Below are 307 nucleotides of genomic sequence, written 5' to 3'. Positions count from 1 at the left end.
AGTGAACGGCTCGCAGCTGTACGCGACGAACACGAACGTGTCGAACCTCGCGGGCACGGTGACGAACATTGCCGGTGACGTGTCGAACATCGCCGGTAATGTGACCACGCTGCAAGGCCAGATGGCCGATGCGGTGTCGTACGACACGTCGGCCCACGACTCGATCACGCTCGGCGGCACGGATGCAACGACGCCGGTCGCGATCCACAACGTGAAGGATGGCGATGTCTCGGCATCGAGCACCGACGCGGTGAACGGCGCACAGCTTTACGCCACGAACACGGCGGTGTCGAACATCGCTGGCGAC

Annotated in this window: 1 pseudogene; it reads left to right on the top strand. The window is 63.5% G+C overall.

The features are described 5' to 3' along the window. Positions 1 to 307: pseudogene (locus U4Y88_RS37690) on the top strand (hemagglutinin); the annotation flags it as partial.

It is taken from the genome of Paraburkholderia sp. J94 (assembly GCF_905220285.1).
Taxonomy (GTDB): domain Bacteria; phylum Pseudomonadota; class Gammaproteobacteria; order Burkholderiales; family Burkholderiaceae; genus Paraburkholderia; species Paraburkholderia tropica_A.
Note: the sequence above shows the minus strand (reverse complement) of the source record. Positions and strands in the feature narration are given on the sequence as shown.